Genomic DNA, 2314 nt, shown 5'->3' with positions numbered 1-2314 from the left:
GCCCTCGGTATCGCCTGGGCCGGCCAACGGCCGGCGCTACCGGTGACACCCCGCGCCAGATCGCTTTAATCGTTGGCCACACCATGCGGCACATGACCCGCGGCCACGCTCTGGTGCTGGCGGGCGCTGTCGATGTTGTGCTGCGAATCGTCGAAGAAGATGTCCGCGCCAAACGCTTCCAGGAACGGGCCCTTGTGGCGGCCGCCGAGGAACAGCGCTTCATCCAGGCGTACGCCCCATTCGCGCAGCGTACGGATCACCCGCTCATGGGCGGGAGCCGAACGCGCGGTCACCAGCGCGGTGCGGATCGGCGCATCGTCGCCTGACGGGAACACCGCCTGCAGGGTGTGCAGCGCCGACAGGAAGTTGCGGAACGGGCCGCCGCTGAGCGGCTCGCGCGCATTCTCGCGCTCATGACGACCAAACGCCTCCACGCCCTGCTCGCGCGAGATGCGCTCGCTTTCATCGCCGAAGATCACCGCGTCGCCGTCGAAGGCGATGCGCAACTGGCCGCGCGGCCGACCCAGGTCGGCCGGCTCGGCCGCCGCCAGGGTCTCGTCGTAGGGCTTGGGGAGAATGGTGGCCGCGGCGATGCCATGGCGCAGCGCGCGCCGCACCGATTCCGGGTTGGCCGACAGGAACAGATCGGTACCAAACGGCTTCACGTAGGGCCAGGTGGGCTCGCCCGCGGTGAACGTGGCGCGGATGATGCCGAGGTCGTAATGCTGGATGGAATTGAAGATACGCAGCCCGGTATCGGCCGAGTTGCGCGACAGCAGGATGACTTCCACCCGCGGCGACTCCGGCGACTGCCCCTGGTTGAGCGCCAGCAGCTTGCGCACCACCGGGAAGGCAACGCCTGGGCGCAGGATGTCGTCCTCGTGCTTGCGCTGGTATTCGGCGTAGGCATCCACACCCTCGGCCTCGAACAGGGCGTGGCCCTCTTCCAGGTCAAACAGCGCCCGTGAGGTCACGGCTACGGTCAGCAAGCGGGGGGAGTTGTCGCCCATGGCAGTCAGCAATCCAATGCGGCCGAAGCGGCCGGCCAGCTATTGTCGGTCAAAACATGAACTGTTCGCTGAGAATCCGGTCTTCCAGGTTGTGCTCCGGGTCAAACAGGAGCGTCACCCGGCGCTCGCGCGACTCCCGGATCGTAACCTCGACCACATCGCGGGTCTCGTGCGAGTCGGCGGTGACGCTGACCGGTCGCTTGTAAGGGTCGAGCACCCGGAAACGAACCTCGGTATCGGCCTTGAGGATCGCGCCACGCCAGCGTCGGGGCCGATACGGAGCCAGCGGGGTCAGTGCGATGGTATGCGAGCCCAGCGGCAGGATCGGGCCATGCGCGGAGTAGTTGTACGCGGTGCTGCCGGCCGGGGTGGAGACCAGCACACCGTCGCCGATGAGCTCGCTGACCCGTTCCTGGCCATTGAGGTCCACCCCGATATGCGCGGCCTGGCGGGTCTGGCGCAGCAGGGAAACGTCGTTGTAAGCCAGCGAGCCGGTGGTCGTGCCCGACTCGGTCAGCGCCAGCATTTCCAGCGGCCGCAGGTTGGCCGGCTCGGCCAGCGCGATGCGCATCGGCACGTCGTCTTCGGCGCGGTACTGGTTCATCAGGAACCCGACCGTGCCCAGCTTCATCCCGAACACCGGCTTGCCCAGGTGCCCATGCCGGTGCAGGGTCTGCAGCATGAAGCCGTCGCCGCCCAGCGGGCACAGCACGTCGGCGTCTTCAGGCGCATGCTCGCCGTAGCGCGACAGCATGGTCGCGCGCGCCTGCTGCGCCGGTTCGGTGGTGCTGGCCAGGAAGGCGATGCGGGGGGTATCGCTCATGGGGGCTCGGGGGTTCCGGGTGGGGCTTTGGTTCAAGGATAACTGTTGATCTGCGCTAAGAGCGGCGTTTCGGTTCATCCGTGCAGGGAGGCCATCGGGCAGCCCCGCTCCGGGACACGCCGCAAGTACGTCCATGTAGGCTACTCCACGGCATCCATGCCGTGGAGTGTCCCTCCGGGGGCTACCCGATGGCCTCCCCCGATGGTTGATCGCGAAGCGGCACGAACGGCAACGGCAAGAGCGTGCGTTGTTTTGGGGTCATGCGTTACCGGGTGTGGGCAGTTTCACGGCGATCGTCTGTCGACCGATCCCACCAAAGCAGGACCAGCGCACGGACAAGTGATGAGTTGGTTTTGACTTTCCGTGGCCACCGACCATCTGTCGTGGCGGGTCGGGGTGGGCTGGAGGGGGCGTGAGCCGCATGGATGCGGCGATCGAGGCTACAAGGACGTACTTGCGCCGTCCCCCGGAACGCCCATCC

General features: G+C 67.1%; 2 protein-coding genes. Both read right to left on the bottom strand.

Annotation, left to right across the window (positions count from 1 at the left end; genetic code table 11):
- Positions 1-65 precede the first annotated feature (65 nt).
- Positions 66-1010 (bottom strand): 5'-nucleotidase, encoded by a 945-nt coding sequence (locus QMX83_RS21250; protein WP_282298611.1) that lies wholly within the window; start codon positions 1008-1010, stop codon positions 66-68.
- A 49-nt stretch (positions 1011-1059) separates the two neighbouring features.
- Entirely contained in the window at positions 1060-1833 is a 774-nt protein-coding gene (locus QMX83_RS21245; protein ID WP_282298610.1) for an NAD kinase, read from the bottom strand.
- Positions 1834-2314: the final 481 nt, after the last annotated feature.

It is taken from the genome of Stenotrophomonas sp. PS02289, assembly GCF_029960115.1.
In the GTDB taxonomy this organism is placed as follows: Bacteria; Pseudomonadota; Gammaproteobacteria; order Xanthomonadales; family Xanthomonadaceae; genus Stenotrophomonas.
The sequence above is the reverse complement of the archived record's forward strand: the minus strand, read 5'-3'. Positions and strand labels throughout refer to the sequence as shown.

Coding starts and splice junctions, on each gene's coding strand:
- QMX83_RS21250 (WP_282298611.1), bottom strand. CDS start 1,010: ATGGGCGACAACTCCCCCCGCTTGCTGACCGTAGCCGTGACCTCACGG.
- QMX83_RS21245 (WP_282298610.1), bottom strand. CDS start 1,833: ATGAGCGATACCCCCCGCATCGCCTTCCTGGCCAGCACCACCGAACCG.